General features: G+C 60.8%; 14 protein-coding genes. 10 read left to right on the top strand and 4 right to left on the bottom strand.

What is annotated here, in order from left to right; genetic code table 11:
- Nucleotides 1-100 precede the first annotated feature (100 nt).
- Both recJ and NMD14_05105 read right to left on the bottom strand, forming a co-directional pair.
- Nucleotides 101-1,831, bottom strand: a complete 1,731-nt coding sequence (recJ, locus tag NMD14_05110; protein XEI33804.1) for a single-stranded-DNA-specific exonuclease RecJ — start codon at nucleotides 1,829-1,831, stop codon at nucleotides 101-103.
- Nucleotides 1,797-2,444 (bottom strand): disulfide bond formation protein DsbC, encoded by a 648-nt coding sequence (locus tag NMD14_05105; GenBank protein XEI34713.1) that lies wholly within the window; start codon nucleotides 2,442-2,444, stop codon nucleotides 1,797-1,799. Before NMD14_05105 ends, recJ begins: the two co-directional genes overlap by 35 nt.
- Nucleotides 2,445-2,759: 315 nt before the next feature.
- Here NMD14_05105 and mscL point away from each other — a divergent pair, with 315 nt between their 5' ends.
- Nucleotides 2,760-3,170, top strand: a complete 411-nt coding sequence (gene mscL / locus NMD14_05100) for a large-conductance mechanosensitive channel protein MscL (protein ID XEI33803.1) — start codon at nucleotides 2,760-2,762, stop codon at nucleotides 3,168-3,170.
- A gap of 71 nt (nucleotides 3,171-3,241) precedes the next feature.
- Here mscL and xerD read toward each other — a convergent pair whose 3' ends face one another.
- The gene (gene xerD, locus NMD14_05095) at nucleotides 3,242-4,141 is read right to left on the bottom strand and encodes a site-specific tyrosine recombinase XerD (protein ID XEI33802.1); all 900 of its coding nucleotides are present in this window, start codon (nucleotides 4,139-4,141) and stop codon (nucleotides 3,242-3,244) included.
- A gap of 250 nt (nucleotides 4,142-4,391) precedes the next feature.
- Between xerD and fldB the strand changes: the two genes are divergently transcribed.
- From fldB to NMD14_05080, 3 genes are all read left to right on the top strand, one after another.
- Nucleotides 4,392-4,910, top strand: a complete 519-nt coding sequence (fldB, locus tag NMD14_05090) for a flavodoxin FldB (protein XEI33801.1) — start codon at nucleotides 4,392-4,394, stop codon at nucleotides 4,908-4,910.
- Between the two features lie 201 nt (nucleotides 4,911-5,111).
- Nucleotides 5,112-6,512: a TldD/PmbA family protein gene (locus tag NMD14_05085; protein ID XEI33800.1), complete on the top strand. Its 1,401-nt coding sequence runs from the start codon at nucleotides 5,112-5,114 to the stop codon at nucleotides 6,510-6,512.
- Nucleotides 6,512-7,852: a TldD/PmbA family protein gene (locus tag NMD14_05080; protein XEI33799.1), complete on the top strand. Its 1,341-nt coding sequence runs from the start codon at nucleotides 6,512-6,514 to the stop codon at nucleotides 7,850-7,852. Before NMD14_05085 ends, NMD14_05080 begins: the two co-directional genes overlap by 1 nt.
- 168 nt (nucleotides 7,853-8,020) lie before the next feature.
- Here the strand turns inward: NMD14_05080 and NMD14_05075 are convergent, their stop codons facing one another.
- On the bottom strand, nucleotides 8,021-8,515 hold the full coding sequence (locus NMD14_05075; GenBank protein ID XEI33798.1) for a zinc ribbon-containing protein: 495 nt from the start codon (nucleotides 8,513-8,515) through the stop codon (nucleotides 8,021-8,023).
- 145 nt (nucleotides 8,516-8,660) lie between these two features.
- Between NMD14_05075 and leuS the strand changes: the two genes are divergently transcribed.
- The 6 genes from leuS to rlmH all read left to right on the top strand — a co-directional run bounded on the left by leuS (nucleotide 8,661) and on the right by rlmH (nucleotide 14,502).
- Nucleotides 8,661-11,237 (top strand): leucine--tRNA ligase, encoded by a 2,577-nt coding sequence (gene leuS, locus NMD14_05070; GenBank protein XEI33797.1) that lies wholly within the window; start codon nucleotides 8,661-8,663, stop codon nucleotides 11,235-11,237.
- A gap of 113 nt (nucleotides 11,238-11,350) precedes the next feature.
- Nucleotides 11,351-11,833, top strand: coding sequence for an LPS assembly lipoprotein LptE (gene lptE, locus NMD14_05065; GenBank protein ID XEI33796.1), 483 nt, complete (start codon nucleotides 11,351-11,353; stop codon nucleotides 11,831-11,833).
- A gap of 13 nt (nucleotides 11,834-11,846) precedes the next feature.
- Nucleotides 11,847-12,884, top strand: coding sequence for a DNA polymerase III subunit delta (holA, locus tag NMD14_05060; protein XEI33795.1), 1,038 nt, complete (start codon nucleotides 11,847-11,849; stop codon nucleotides 12,882-12,884).
- A gap of 38 nt (nucleotides 12,885-12,922) precedes the next feature.
- Entirely contained in the window at nucleotides 12,923-13,570 is a 648-nt protein-coding gene (gene nadD / locus NMD14_05055; GenBank protein ID XEI34712.1) for a nicotinate-nucleotide adenylyltransferase, read from the top strand.
- 103 nt (nucleotides 13,571-13,673) lie between these two features.
- Nucleotides 13,674-14,015 carry a ribosome silencing factor gene (gene rsfS / locus NMD14_05050; GenBank protein ID XEI33794.1) on the top strand — a complete coding sequence of 114 codons (342 nt, stop codon included), beginning with the start codon at nucleotides 13,674-13,676 and terminating at the stop codon, nucleotides 14,013-14,015.
- A 19-nt stretch (nucleotides 14,016-14,034) separates the two neighbouring features.
- Complete coding sequence (gene rlmH / locus NMD14_05045) at nucleotides 14,035-14,502, top strand: 23S rRNA (pseudouridine(1915)-N(3))-methyltransferase RlmH (protein XEI33793.1); 468 nt, start codon at nucleotides 14,035-14,037, stop codon at nucleotides 14,500-14,502.
- Nucleotides 14,503-14,544 lie beyond the last annotated feature (42 nt).

Below are 14,544 nucleotides of genomic sequence, written 5' to 3'. Positions count from 1 at the left end.
GACAGGTCAACGCCCTTTTCCAGAGATCCGCCAACAAAAACGGCCACCCGAGGGTGGCCGTTGTCAGCGCTATCTGTGATAAAGCAGCGATGCTACCGGCTCAGAGACCGGCCGCCTCCAGATGCTCCACCAGCAACTGCACGCTGCGGTTGCCGCGCCACTCGTTGACATCGAGCCGATAGACCAGCCGCACCCGCTTGACCGAGGCATCGGGCCAGCGCTTGAGATCGACGCCAAAGGCGATGGCATCCACCGCGTGACCGGAATCGGTTGTCAGCATCATCTTGAGGTGCTTCTCCCCCACCAGCCGCTGCTGCACCAGCACGAATTCGCCGTCAAACAGCGGCTCGGGGAACGCCTGACCCCAGGGGCCGGAGGCGCGAATAAGCTCCGCCAGCTCCAGACTCAGCTCATCGGGCAGCAGCTCGCCATCGGTGAGCAGCACCCCGGTCAAGAGCTCAGGCGTCACCAGCTCGCCGATGACCGCCTCAAAGGCCCGACCGAAGGCCTCGATATTGGCCTTGGGCAGGGTCAGCCCGGCCGCCATGGCATGGCCGCCAAACTTGCCCATCAGGCCGGGGTGGCGGGTATCGAGCAGTTCCAGCGCATCGCGCAGGTGCACGCCGGGGATGGAGCGCCCGGAGCCCTTGAGCTCGGTCTCGCTGCTCTCGGCAAAGGCGATGACCGGGCGGTAGTACTTCTCCTTCACCTTGGAGGCCACCAGCCCCACCACCCCCTGATGCCACTCGTCCCGGTGCAGCACTATGCCCGACGGCACCTCGCCGTCACGAAAACGGATCTGCTCCAAAGTGGCGAGCGCCTCCTGCTGCATCCCCTGCTCGATCTCCTTGCGCTCCTGGTTGAGGCTGTCCATTTCGGATGCGAGCTGGCGCGCCAAATTGAGGTCATCGCAGAGCAGGCAGGCGACCCCGAGGGACATGTCATCGAGCCGGCCCACCGCGTTGAGGCGCGGCCCCAGCGCAAAGCCGAGATCGGCGGCGCACAGACGGCGACCATCGCGACCCGACACATCCACCAGCGCCTGAATGCCGGGGCGACAGCGCCCAGCCCGGATCCGCTGTAACCCCTGATGGACCAGAATGCGGTTGTTGCCATCGAGCGCCACCACGTCGGCGACCGTGCCAAGGGCCACCAGATCGAGGTAATCCGCCACATTGGGCGCGCGCAGCCCTTGCCGCTCATACCAGCCAAGCTGGCGCAGATGGGTGTTGAGGGCCGCCATCAGATAGAAGGCCACCCCCACCCCGGCCAGCGACTTGGAGGGGAAGTCGCAGCCATGCTGGTTCGGGTTCACTATCGCATCGGCGTCAGGCAGCTCCTGACCCGGCAAATGGTGATCGGTAACCAGTACCTGCATGCCAGCCGCCTTGGCCGCCGCTACCCCGGCGATGCTGGAGATGCCGTTATCCACCGTGATCAGAAACTCGGCGCCACGGGCCACCGCCAGCTCGACGATCTCGGGAGTGAGGCCGTAGCCGAACTCGAAGCGGTTGGGCACCAGAAAATCGATGTGGCGACCGCCCATGGCGCGCAAGGCCAGCACGCACAAGGCCGAACTGGTGGCCCCGTCGCAGTCGAAATCGCCGACAATCAGGATCCGTTTCTGGGCGGTCAGAGCCTCCGCCAGCAGCGGCACCGCCTGCTCCATGCCATAGAGACGCTGGGGCGGCAACAGCTGGCTGGCGCTGCGCTCCAGCAGGGCGGGATCGTCTACGCCACGGCTGGCGAAGATTTGGCGAAGCAGGGGATGCAAAGTGGCAGGCAGATGGGAATCATCAACTCGCGGACGGCGACGAATGTGCAGAGGCATCTATATTATCCAGTATCTTGAGCAGCTGTTCGGGGCTCTGATACCCGCGCACCAGATCCCCGTCAGAGGAGACCCAGGCCGGCAGTACCTTGACCCCCAACCATTGGCTCAGGCCAATATTTTGGATAAGGGTCTCACTACATGCCGTTTGAGGCAAATAGGCTTTTAACGGATCATTTTGCAGCAGGGGATCACTGCACCAGTCAGCGGCCCGTTCAGCGTGGCCAATCACCGGATAGAGTTCCACGCTCACCCCGGATGCCTGTAGTTGATGCAAGGTACTGGGGAGCTGACGACGTTTGGCATCCTGCTCGCCGAGAAACAGCGCCACCCGGTGACGTTCATCACGGGCCTTGAGCACAACGGGGGCATGGGCCACCTGCGCCAGGCCAAGTCGGCGCTGCTCGCGCATACCCGAGATGGTCAGGTTCTTCATGTCACGGGTCATATCCAGCATGACCCCCTGCACCACATAATCCCCTTTGGCATCGCTGTAGAGCACCCCCTGCGAGGTGCCCAGCATATACAACCCTGCAATCGGGGTCGGTTCAACCAGATAGACGGGCACCCCCAGCCGGGACGTAATGGTCTGTCTCAAGGCTTGGGCATCCATCTCAGCCATGGCAGTAAATGCGAACAAAGGCATCAGTATTAGTATTAAATACTTCATTTTATTGATCATGCGGCATGAATGAATCGATAGAGTAAGCTACAGCAGCACAGCTTATTATTCAACCTGCTACTTACCAAAAAATTAATATCGGTTTGTACCCAAAAAATGGTTTCCCCCGATTGCCAAGGAATCATAACGCCCGCAAGCTAGTCTGGACGACAGGAATAACGCGGCTTCGCCTCTGTTTTCCTGACAAGAGTTCGCCCTTTGGCAAGAGTCATCAACGCGCTATCTTGTTTAATTTCGGAGGAAATAATGAGTCTGATCCAAGAGTTCAAAGCCTTTGCCGCCCGCGGCAACGTCATCGACATGGCCGTCGGTATCATCATCGGTGCCGCCTTCGGCAAAATTGTCTCCTCTTTTGTCGGTGACGTGATCATGCCGCCCATCGGCCTGATCCTCGGCGGCGTGGACTTCAGCGACCTGGCTGTCACCCTGAAAGCCGCAGAGGGGACCACACCCGCCGTGGTCATCGCCTATGGCAAGTTCATCCAGACCATCATCGACTTTCTGATCATCTCCTTCGCCATCTTCATGGGACTGAAGGCCATCAACACCCTGAAGAAAAAGCAGGAAGAGGAAGCCGCCGCCCCGGCAGGCCCGACCAAGGATCAGGAGCTGCTGACCGAGATCCGTGATCTGCTTAAATCCCGGCAGGATAAATAAGCGCCATCTCCTGTCGTGTAATGCCAAAAAACCGCCTGCTGGCGGTTTTTTTGTTTTGGGAGGCCCGACACTCAGGCTCTCGGATGGTGCTCACCGTGCAGCGCCTTGAGCCGCTCGTTGGCGACATGGGTGTAGATCTGGGTAGTGGAGAGATCTGCGTGGCCCAGCAGCATCTGCACCACCCGCAGATCGGCGCCGTGGTTGAGCAGGTGGGTGGCAAAGGCGTGGCGCAGGGTATGAGGGGATAATTCGCCGTTGATCCCGGCCCGCTGGGCATAGAGCTTGATGCGGTGCCAGAAGGTCTGGCGGGTCATCATACGGGCCTGCTTGGAGGGAAACACCACGTCCGAGCTGGTACCACCGAGCAGCAGGGTGCGGGCCTCCCGGTAGTAACGCTCCAGCCAGTGCATCGCCTCCTCGCCCATCGGCACCAACCGCTCCTTGTTGCCCTTGCCGACTACCCGCACCAGCCCCTGACGCAGACTGACATGCTCGGCAGTGAGCCCCACCAGCTCGGAAACCCGCAAGCCGGTGGCGTAGAGCAGCTCCAGCATTGCCTTGTCCCGCAACTCCAGCGGGTCATCCACCAGCGGCGCACTCAAGAGTGCCTCCACCTCCGTTTCGCTTAAATCGGAGGGGAGTTTTTTCGGCAGCTTGGGCCCCTCCAGCAGCACGGTCGGATCATCGCTGCGCAGCTTCTCACGGTTGAGATACTGATAGAAACGGCGCAGGGCCGAGAGAAAACGGGCGGTGCTGCTGGCCGCAAACTGGTGATCGACCCGCCAGGCGAGGTAGTGCTGGATCTCGTCCATCCCCGCCAGCAGCAGCGAGCTCCCCTGCTCGTCGAGCCAGAGGGAGAACTTCTCCAGATCGCTGCGATAGGAGCTGACCGTGTTGTCAGACAATCCCCGCTCCAGCCAGAGGGCATCGAGAAAGGGTTCAATCAGGGGATGGGGGTCGGGTTTGCTCATGGTGCGCTGCAATCAGGGGATCAATGGCCCATTGTAACTCGCCAACTCCTTGGAAAGACAAGGCACTTTCATTGGAAAGATAAGGCACGTTTGCCACGCCCCTTACCGGGCGGTGAAGGTCGAATGGCAATCTGCTAGACTGGCGCCCTCCCCTTACGTTACCCATCGTGTTGCCAACATGGCGCTGCCCACACGAGCATGCGAGAACGCGCCAAAAGCAAGCGAGAAAGCGCCAACAGAGAGAAGAGCGATGAAGATTGGTCTGTTTTACGGTTCCACCACCTGCTACACCGAGATGGCTGCCGAGAAGATCCGCGCCCTCATCGGCCCCGAGCTGGTGGATATTCACAATATCAAAGATGTCTCCCTGCGCCGGATGGAGGATTACGAGATCCTGATCCTCGGCATCTCCACTTGGGATTTTGGCGAACTGCAGGAGGACTGGGAGTCCCGCTGGGAAGATATCGCCGACCTCCATCTGGAGGGACGCATCGTTGCCCTGTTTGGCCTCGGCGATCAACTCGGTTATGGGGAATGGTTCCAGGATGCCCTCGGCATGCTGCACGACCAGCTGGTGCCAAAAGGAGTCAAGCTGGTGGGCTACTGGCCCAACGAAGGGTACGAATTCGATGCCTCCAAGGCACTGATCGACGATGGCCGTCACTTCGTCGGGCTGGCCCTCGATGATGCCAACCAATATGACCAGACCGATCCGCGCATCGAGCAGTGGGTCGAACAGATCCTGAGCGAAATCCACGCCCTGCTCTGATCTTTTTCACTCATCTTAAGGCGGCCACTCCCTGTGGATGTGGCCGCCCGGGCGCAGTTATCGCACCGATTTTCTCAATCGGTATCATCGCGTGACGCTATAGCGACTTTTTTGTGCTGGTCTGCAACAATGGACTCGACATTCCATAACAATCAGAGCCGGATGTCGGAAGCAAACGGACAGACCAGAAAAGGATATTCTATGACCCCATTCTCCCTGTTGGCCCCCGCCATCGCCCGTGACGTGCTCGATCACGCGCTGGCGCTGGGTGCCGATTTTGCCGAGCTGTTTGTCGAGCGCAAGCGCCGCAGCCAGCTCAGCCTGCTCTCCAGCCAGATAGAGAACATCAGCGGCGGCCTCGATTTCGGCATCGGCGTGCGCCTCTGTTACGGCCACAAGGTGCTCTACGGCTACACCAATCTGGCCAACCGCGACGAGCTGCTGCGCATCGTCACCCTGCTGGCGGCCAAAGACCGCCGCGACCCCGTGGTGACCGCCACCGCCTTCGATTTCACCCGCCTGAGCGATCGCAACCCGGTGGCGCTGCCGCTCTCGGCAGACAAGCTGCTGGAGCAGAAGATCGCCTATCTGCACGCCATGGATGCGGCGGCCCGCGCCGAGAGCAGCAAGGTGAGCCAGTTCTCCGGCAACGTGCTGGGCTGGGAGCAGGAGGTGGAGATCTTCAACAGCGAAGGAGTGCAAGTGGCCGATCGCCGCCACTACAACCGCATCATGGCCCAGACCATCGCCATGGAAGGGAGCGAGCAGAGCGTCGGTTACGAGGCCCCCGGCGCCCTGATGGGCTGGGAGCATGCCGATCGCATCGATCCGCGCGAGCTGGCCCTCACCGCCACCCGTCAGGCACTGGTGAAGCTGGGCGCGGCTCCCTGCCCGAGCGGCACCCTGCCGGTCATCATGGAGAACGGCTTTGGCGGCGTCATCTTCCACGAGGCGTGCGGCCACCTGCTGGAGACCACCTCGGTAGCCAAAAAGGCCTCGGTATTCCACGACAAGATGGGCCAGCTTATCGCCAATCCGGTGGTCAATGCGGTGGATGAAGGGCTGCAAGGCAATGCCTGGGGCTCCATCAACGTCGATGACGAGGGGATGGCGACCCAGCATACCCAGCTCATCAAGGACGGTGTTCTGACCGGCTTTCTGGTGGACAGAATGGGCGCCCTCAAGACCGGTTATGCCCGCACCGGATCAGGTCGGCGCGAATCCTACAAGTACGCCCCCACCTCGCGCATGCGCAACACCTATATCGAACCAGGCAACCACAGCCTCGACGATATGCTGGCCACCGTCGAACATGGCATCTACGCCAAGAAGATGGGGGGCGGCTCGGTACAGCCCGGCACCGGCGAGTTCAACTTCAATGTGCAGGAGGCCTACCTCATCGAGCACGGCAAAATAACCAAACCGCTCAAGTCAGCCACCCTGATCGGTACCGGCCCGCAGGTGCTGAAAGAGATCTCCATGGTGGGCAGCAATCTGGCGCTGGCCGCAGGTATGTGCGGCTCGGTCTCGGGCTCGGTCCCCACTTCGGTGGGCCAGCCGGCGCTGAAAGTGGACAATATTCTGGTGGGAGGGAACGCCTGATGAGCCAACTCGACATGAACCAACTGCTCACCCGCCTGCTGGATAAAGTGGCCGACCTCGGCGCCGAGGCAGACATCATCGCCAATCAGGAGAAGGCCTTCTCCCTCAAGGCAGACAAGGGCGAGCTGGGTGAATACAAGGTCACCAGCAGCCAGCAACTCGGTATTCGCCTGATCAAAGAGGGCCGAGTCGGCATCGCCTACTCGGAAGCGCTCGATGAAGCGGCGCTCGATGCCATGCTGCAGGATGCGCTGGATGCCAGCCGCTTTGCCAAGGTAGACCCGGATCAGCGCATCTCGGTGGCCAATAGCCGGCTCACTACAGATTGCGAAGAGATCAACCAGCCCGATACCACGCCGGTTGAGGAGAAGATCGCCTTGGCCCTGCGCCTGGAGTCAGACATGCTGGCCATGCCCGATGTGAGCGGCGCCCCCTACAACAGCTTCTTTGAAGGGGAGAGCCAGCTCTGGCTCGCCAACAGTCAGGGTACCCTCTGCCAGCACGGCGAGTTCAGCGTCAGCTGCTACACCTCGGCACTGGTCGAACGGGATGGCCGCCAGTCGATGCACTCGCAGGGGCAGTATGGCCGTCGCTTCGACAAGCTGGATAGCCAGCGGCTCATCGCGCAGATCTATGCCGTCGCCAGCGACCTGCTGCCGGGCGAGGCGGTACCAGGCGGTCGTTACAGCGTCATCTTCAGTACCAACTGCTTCGCCAGCCTGTTTGGCTGCTTTCAGGGGGTACTGTCGGGCAAGTGGGCCCAGCAGGGGATCAACCCCTGGCGGGAGAAGGTGGGGCAGAGCGTCGCCTCGCGCTGGCTCACTCTGGAGAGCCGAGTCTATATGCCGGGCGGCATGAACATCAAGGCGTTTGATGGCGAGGGGGCGGCCACCTCGGATCTGCTGCTGATTGGCGAGGGGCAGCTGAAAACCCTGCTCCACAACAGCGCCACCGCCCGCCACTTTGGCGTCGCCAGCAACGGCTCGGCCGCCCGCGGTGCCCGCAGCGCCCTCGATGTCACCGCTCGCCATCTGGTGTTTGGCGCGGGCCCCCACCGCGAAGCGGAGGTGCAGAGCGGCGACTATCTGGAGCTGGTCAAGCTGGATGGCCTGCATTCGGGTGCCGATGCGGTGAGCGGCGACTTCTCGTTTGGCGCGTCAGGGTTCCTCTGCCGCGATGGCGTACGACTCCAGCCGGTGCGCGGCATCACGGTAGCGGGCAACTTCTACCGCCTGCTGGGCGAGCTGGAAGCGGTCGGCGATACCCTGCACCACAACGATGGCAAGGGCTTCTACGCCCCGCTGATCCGTTTTGGCGGCCTCTCCGTCGCGGGCAAGTAATCCCGCCCATCAACAGAGTGAGGCGCCTGATGGCGCCTCTCTCTTATTGGCAAGCAAATTAGCAAGCCGAGTGTCGATACCTCTGGCTAAATGGACGATTACGCTTCGCTAATCGACCCTACAGGTCGGTACATAAACCTGATAATGCGAACCTGATAATGCGTCTACTCAAGGCGAGAGCGGCTCGCGGTGATACTCGGCGCAGCCACACTCGGGGCAGGTATCGAGCTGCTCGGGATGCAGCACCGTATGGCGCCAGCCACACTGGTCGCACACCATGACCCCCAGCCCAACCCAGTCACCCGCCTCATAGACGCCCTTGTGCTCCAGCTCGTCGGCCAGCTCTCGCCACTCCACCTGGGCGCGGTCGGTCACATCTGCCAGCCAGGACCAGGCGGTGTCTTTCAGGGCCAACATAAAGGCAGACTCTTCCACCTGCGCACTATCGTCATGGCGCCCCTCGTCATAGTTGCCCAGATCCCGCTTCACGTACTCGGCGATGAGCGCCAGTTCGTCCTGAGTCAGGTCGCTGGCAGCCTCCAGATAGGCCTGCACCTTGGCAATCATCCGGTTGAGGCGCTCCCCCTGGAACTCTTCAGTCTCTTGCCACTGTTTTTGCAGCTCGGCAATGAAGGCTTCGTACCCTTTTTGACGTTTGTCCATGGCTCTAACTCCTCTACTAAACCCTGATCTGGCCCGGCTTCAGGCCCAAGGGACGCTGGCGGTTGTTGCCGCCGCAGGATATGGGTATTCTATTGCGATTTCCCAGCTGATTTATCTATTCATTTCACAGATCCGGATGTCACCAATGCAAGAGCAATACGTTCCCCAATCCATTGAACCAGCAGTGCAACAGCACTGGGATGCCAAGAAAACCTTCAAGGCCGTGGAGAAAGTAGACAAGGAGAAGTTCTACTGCCTGTCCATGTTCCCCTATCCGTCTGGTCGACTACACATGGGGCACGTTCGTAACTACACCATAGGTGATGTGATCTCCCGTTATCAACGCCTCAATGGCAAGAACGTGCTGCAACCCATAGGTTGGGATGCATTCGGTCTGCCAGCGGAGAACGCCGCAGTCAAAAACAACACTGCACCGGCGCCCTGGACCTACGAAAACATCGAATACATGAAGAACCAGCTGAAGATGCTGGGTCTGGGTTATGACTGGGATCGCGAGCTGGCCACCTGCAAACCGGACTACTACCGCTGGGAGCAGTGGTTCTTCACCAAGCTCTACGAGAAGGGTCTGGTCTACAAGAAGACCTCCTCCGTCAACTGGTGCCCGAACGACATGACCGTACTGGCCAACGAGCAGGTAGTGGACAACTGCTGCTGGCGCTGTGACACCCCGGTGGAGCAGAAAGAGATCCCCCAGTGGTTCATCAAGATCACCGACTACGCCGAAGAGCTGCTCAGCGACATCGACAATCTGGAAGGCTGGCCGGAGATGGTCAAGACCATGCAGCGCAACTGGATTGGCCGCTCCGAAGGGGTCAACATCAGCTTCAATATCGAGGGTCAGACTGATCAGCTGGAGGTCTACACCACCCGTCCGGACACCTTCATGGGCGTCACCTATGTCGGTATCGCCGCCGGCCACCCGCTGGCCCTGCAGGCCGCCGAAAACAATCCGGAACTGGCAGCCTTTATCGAAGAGTGCAAGAACACCAAGGTAGCCGAAGCGGAACTGGCCACCATGGAGAAGAAGGGCATGGCCACCGGCCTCTATGCCATTCACCCGCTGGATGGCCGCAAGGTACCGGTTTGGGTCGCCAACTTCGTGCTGATGAACTACGGCACCGGCGCCGTAATGGCGGTTCCGGCCCACGATCAGCGTGACTTCGAATTCGCCACCAAATATGGCCTCGACATCAAGGCGGTGATCAAGCCGGTTGATGGCGACGTCGATGTGAGCGAAGCGGCTTACACCGAGAAGGGCGTACTGTTCAACTCCGGCGAGTTCGACGGTCTTGACTTCCAGGGCGCTTTTGACGCCATCGCCAACAAGTTGGAAGCGCTCGGCCACGGCAAGCGTACTGTCAACTTCCGTCTGCGCGACTGGGGTGTCTCCCGTCAGCGTTACTGGGGTGCCCCCATCCCGATGCTGACTCTGGCTGACGGCACAGTAGTGCCGACTCCGGAAGATCAACTGCCGGTACTGCTGCCGGAAGATGTGGTGATGGATGGTATCCAGAGCCCGATCAAGGCCGACGCCGAGTGGGCCAAGACCACTTACAACGGTCAGGAAGCGTTCCGCGAGACCGATACCTTCGACACCTTTATGGAGTCCTCCTGGTACTACGCGCGCTACTGCTCTCCGGACTACGACAAGGGCATGCTTGACCCGGCGGCTGCCAACCACTGGCTGCCGGTGGATCAGTACATCGGCGGTATCGAGCACGCCTGTATGCACCTGCTCTACGCCCGCTTCTTCCACAAGCTGCTGCGTGACGCAGGCCTCGTGAACAGCGACGAGCCGTTCAAGCGCCTGCTCTGCCAGGGCATGGTGCTGGCCGACGCCTTCTACTACAAAGACGAGAAGGGCGGCAACGTCTGGGTCAGCCCGACCGACGTCAAGGTAGAGCGTGACGAGAAGGGGCGTATCACCAAGGCCATCGACAACGATGGTCGTGAAGTGATCCACTCCGGCATGACCAAGATGTCCAAGTCCAAGAACAACGGCATCGACCCGCAGCTGATGGTCGAGCGTTACGGCGCCGATACCGTCCGTCTGTTTATGATGTTCGCCTCGCCGGCCGAGATGACGCTGGAGTGGTCCGACTCCGGCGTAGAGGGAGCCCAGCGCTTCCTGCGTCGCCTGTGGCGCACCACCTTCGAACACGTTTCCGGTGGCGCCGTTGCCGCGCTGGATGTGGCGGCTCTCACCAACGAGCAGAAAGCGGTACGCCGTGAACTGCACAAGACCATCGCCAAGGTGAGCGATGACGTGGGTCGCCGTCAGACCTTCAACACCGCGATCGCCGCCATCATGGAGCTGATGAACAATCTGGCCAAGCTGGGTAGCGATGAGCAGGACCGCGCCCTGATGCAAGAAGCGCTGGAAGCCGTGGTAGTCATGCTCTACCCCATCACCCCGCATATCGGCTTCGAGCTGTGGAAGATGCTGGGCAAGGGCGACGACGTGGATCACGCTGCCTGGCCGGTGGCCGATGACGCGGCCATGGTCGAGACCGAGAAGCTGGTGGTGGTACAGATCAACGGCAAGATGCGCGGCAAGCTGACCGTACCGGCCGAGATCAGCCAGGCTGACGTTGAGAAGCTGGCGATGGCCGATGCCTCCGTGCAGAAGTTCACCGACGGTCTGACCGTGCGCAAGGTGATCTATGTACCGGGCAAGCTGCTCAATATTGTCGCTAACTAATTGGCTGCCAACTGATTGGTTACCAACTGATCATTGCCAATCTGTGACAGCAAACGGATGATAACGGCGGGCCCTGCGCCCGCCGCTTTCCCTTCATGCAAAGAGGATTTTCTATGGGCACCATCTTCACCCGCTGGATGGCCATCGTGCTGGCTGGTCTGCTGCTGCAAGGCTGTGGCTTTCACATGCGCGGCAACGGCATTCCGAGCGAGCTGATGACCATGAAGGTCGTGGGCGACAACAAGAGCGACTTCTACCGGATGGTCACCACCCGCCTGAAAGCCTCCGGCGTGACCCTGGCTGACAAGGAGGGCATTCCGGTGCTCACCCTGGGCGGCGTAGGCAGCACCAGTCAGGTCGCCTCGGTCAACGCGCTGGGGACGGACACCGAGTATGTGATGGGCTTTGGTACCCAGTTCACCATCTCGGTACCGGGCAAGCCGACTCAGGTCTTCCCCATCAACTTCAACCGCAGCTTCCTCAACAAGCCGGATGCAGCGCTCGCCTCCTCCCGTGAGCAGGAGCAGCTCAACCGCGAGATGCAGGAGCAGGCGGCCAATCAGGTGATCCGGCAGTTGAGTCAGGTCAGCTTCTGATGCGAGTACTTTGATGAGAGTCTACCCTGAGCAATTTGGTGACCACCTCAAAGCAGGGCTTCGGCCCTGCTATCTCGTTTTTGGTGACGAGCCCCTGTTGCGACTGGAGGCCATCGATGCCATCCGTCAGGTCGCCCGCAAACAGGGTTTCGATGAACGCCACACCTTCGTGGTGGAGCAGGGGCTGGACTGGAATCAGGTCTACGATGCCTGTCAGGCCATGAGTCTCTTCTCCGCCCGTCAGATCATCGAGCTGGAACTGCCCGCCAAGGTGGACAAGGATCTCGCTGCCCGCATCAGCGAAATCGGCAAGCAGCTCCATCCCGACCTGCTGCTGGTGCTGAGCGGCGGTCGCCTCAATCAGACCCAGATGAAAGCAGCGTGGTTCGACAAGCTCTACCAGATTGGCACCTATGTGCCGGTCAACCATCCGGAACCCAAGTTCTTTCCGCGCTGGATGAGTGCCCGTTTTGCGCGTTTCGGCCTCAAGGCGCTGCCGGATGCCATCAACTTCATGTGCCACTCCTACGAGGGCAACCTGCTGGCCGCCAGTCAGGAGATCGAGAAGCTGACCCTGCTTTCGCCGCCCCAGCCCATCAGCGTCACCTATCTGCAAGAGACCATTATCCGCCACGCCCACTTCACCCCGTTCCAGCTGGTCGATACCCTGCTGGAGGGCAAGGTGAACCGGGCCCAGCGCATTCTGGCCGCCCTGCGGGCCGAAGGCTCCGAGCCGGGGATGCTGGCCTGGACCCTCTGCCGCGAGCTGGAGCAGCTGACCGAGCTGTCACTGGCGATGCGTAACGGCCAGCCACTGGGGGAGCACTTCAGCCGCCTGCGCATCTGGCAGAGCCGCCAGCAGCTCATTCAGCAGGCACTGACCCGACTGCCGTTTGCCAAGTTGCAGCAACTGTGGCAACTGATGGCCCAGCTGGACGATGCCCAGCGCCGCTTCGATACCGAGCAGGCTTGGCTGATGCTGCAGACCATAGCCCTCGGCTTTCGTGACGGCACGCCGTTGCCGCTGGCGATGGAGTGCAGCCCGTGCTGAAGGCTGCGATCAATCTGCTGAAGGCTCCGGCCAACCAGCTGAAGGCACCTATCGGTTTGCTGGGGGGCACGTTCGACCCCATCCATATCGGGCATCTACGCCCGGCCATCGAGGCGCGCGATGCCCTCGGGCTGGCCGAGGTGCGGCTGATCCCGAACCATATCCCGCCCCACCGCGCCAATCCGTTCTGCTCCAGCGAGCAGCGTCTTGCCATGGTCAGACTCGCGGCGGCGGAGAACCGGGACTTTGTGGTGGATGAGCGGGAGCTGCGACGGGACAAGCCCTCTTACACCATCGATACCCTGATCGAGCTGCGTCATGAACTGCCCGATACGCCGCTCTGTTTTCTGATGGGGATGGATTCACTGCTGAGCCTGCCAAGCTGGCACCGCTGGCAAGCGCTGCTCGACTATGCCCATCTGGTGGTGAGCGTGCGGCCGGGCTGGCAACCGGAGTATCCGGCCGAGGTGGCGCAGTTGCTGGCGCGCCATCACACCACTGACGCCAGCGCGCTGCACCAGCGTCTGGCCGGTCATATCTGGCTGGCGGACAACCAGCCCATCGAACTGTCAGCCACCCGACTGCGGGCCTTGCTGGATGAGGGGCAAGACACCCGCTACCTCTTGCCCGAGTCGGTTGCGCACTATATTGATCAACAGGGGCTCTACCGCGCCAACCGCCGCTAGCCCCTGTCGTAATCCCATCCCACCCGATGGGAAACGGGAGTGACCATGATATAATCCGCCGCCCTGACGCAAACGCTGCGCGCCGGAACAGAGGAGAGACTCATTGCAAGGCCAAGAACTGCATGCCTTTATCATCGACAAGATCGATGACATGAAAGGCCGCGACATCATCACCCTCGATGTACGCGGCAAATCCAGCATTACTGACACCATGATCGTCTGTTCCGGCAACTCCAGTCGTCACGTCAGCGCCATTGCCCACCATCTGGCCAGCGAGGCCCGCCACGCGGGTCTGGATCTGCTGAGCGTGGAAGGACAACTGAGCGGTGAATGGGTGCTGGTAGATATGGGCTCGGTGATCGTGCATGTGATGCAGGATGAACATCGTGACTTCTACCAACTGGAAAAGCTGTGGAGCGGTGCCGCTCAAATGAATACGCAATAAGAGCACAAGTGTAACGACCATGAAGATCCAGTTGATTGCGGTGGGCACCAAGATGCCCGCCTGGGTAGAGCATGGCTTCGAAGAGTATCGTCGCCGCTTCCCCAAAGACATGCCGTTTGAACTCGTCGAGATCGGCGCAGGCAAACGGGGCAAAAATGCCGACATTCCCCGCATCCTGCAGAAGGAAGGGGAAGCCATGCTGGCGGCTGCGGGGCGCTCGCGCATCGTCACCCTCGATATTCCGGGCAAGCCCTGGACCACGGAGCAGCTGGCTACCCAGCTGGAGGCGTGGAAACTCGATGGCCGGGACGTGGCCCTGCTGGTCGGCGGGCCGGAAGGCTTGTCCCCCGAGTGCAAGGCTGCCGCCGAACAGAGCTGGTCACTGTCACCGCTCACCCTGCCCCATCCGCTGGTGCGGGTACTGGTGGCCGAAAGCCTCTATCGGGCCTGGAGCATCACCACCAATCATCCGTATCATAGAGAGTGAGCCATGCGTCTCTGGAGTCTCACCTCTCATATTCACCCGTAT

Origin of the sequence: Aeromonas veronii, from assembly GCA_041319085.1 — a bacterium.
GTDB lineage: Bacteria > Pseudomonadota > Gammaproteobacteria > Enterobacterales > Aeromonadaceae > Aeromonas > Aeromonas veronii_F.
This window is presented reverse-complemented; position numbering and strand designations above follow the sequence as displayed.

What these genes read in the sequence shown, in the direction of transcription:
- fldB (XEI33801.1), top strand. Translation starts at nt 4,392, where the DNA reads ATGAAGATTGGTCTGTTTTACGGTTCCACCACCTGCTACACCGAGATG.
- recJ (XEI33804.1), bottom strand. Translation starts at nt 1,831, where the DNA reads ATGCCTCTGCACATTCGTCGCCGTCCGCGAGTTGATGATTCCCATCTG.
- mscL (XEI33803.1), top strand. Translation starts at nt 2,760, where the DNA reads ATGAGTCTGATCCAAGAGTTCAAAGCCTTTGCCGCCCGCGGCAACGTC.
- lptE (XEI33796.1), top strand. Translation starts at nt 11,351, where the DNA reads ATGGGCACCATCTTCACCCGCTGGATGGCCATCGTGCTGGCTGGTCTG.
- xerD (XEI33802.1), bottom strand. Translation starts at nt 4,141, where the DNA reads ATGAGCAAACCCGACCCCCATCCCCTGATTGAACCCTTTCTCGATGCC.
- NMD14_05080 (XEI33799.1), top strand. Translation starts at nt 6,512, where the DNA reads ATGAGCCAACTCGACATGAACCAACTGCTCACCCGCCTGCTGGATAAA.
- holA (XEI33795.1), top strand. Translation starts at nt 11,847, where the DNA reads ATGAGAGTCTACCCTGAGCAATTTGGTGACCACCTCAAAGCAGGGCTT.
- leuS (XEI33797.1), top strand. Translation starts at nt 8,661, where the DNA reads ATGCAAGAGCAATACGTTCCCCAATCCATTGAACCAGCAGTGCAACAG.
- NMD14_05085 (XEI33800.1), top strand. Translation starts at nt 5,112, where the DNA reads ATGACCCCATTCTCCCTGTTGGCCCCCGCCATCGCCCGTGACGTGCTC.
- rlmH (XEI33793.1), top strand. Translation starts at nt 14,035, where the DNA reads ATGAAGATCCAGTTGATTGCGGTGGGCACCAAGATGCCCGCCTGGGTA.
- NMD14_05105 (XEI34713.1), bottom strand. Translation starts at nt 2,444, where the DNA reads ATGGATGCCCAAGCCTTGAGACAGACCATTACGTCCCGGCTGGGGGTG.
- NMD14_05075 (XEI33798.1), bottom strand. Translation starts at nt 8,515, where the DNA reads ATGGACAAACGTCAAAAAGGGTACGAAGCCTTCATTGCCGAGCTGCAA.